The organism is Pedococcus sp. P1_H8 (assembly GCF_056405175.1).
In genome coordinates, this window is the sequence record NZ_JBFUCP010000409.1 from 1 (window position 1) to 381 (window position 381).

Genomic DNA, 381 nt, shown 5'->3' on the forward strand with positions numbered 1-381 from the left:
CTGTACTTCCTTCGGGACCGGGCACGCGTCCGCGGTGGCCAGCACGTGTTGGTCAACGGCGCCTCCGGCAGCATCGGGACCTACGCGGTGCAACTGGCCAAACGCTTCGGCGCCGAAGTCACCGCGGTGTGCGGCTCCCGCAACGCCGACCTGGTCACCGCGCTGGGAGCCGACCACGTCGTCGACTACCACCGGGAAGACTTCAGCTCCCGTCACGGCACCTACGACGTCATCTTCGACACCATCACCGCGACGTCGTTCGCGCGATGCCGCCGGGCGCTCACGCCGCACGGCTGCTACCTCCCCACCACCGGCCTGATCAACTGGCCACTCGGTGCGTGGACCGCCTTGCGTGGCGGAAGGACCGTCCGGCCCGGGATG

General features: G+C 69.6%; 1 protein-coding gene. It reads left to right on the forward strand.

All coding sequences use genetic code 11. The features are described from left to right. Window positions 1–381: zinc-binding dehydrogenase (locus tag AC1DYG_RS20590; protein ID WP_477641686.1), on the forward strand; the 381-nt coding region annotated here is incomplete at both ends.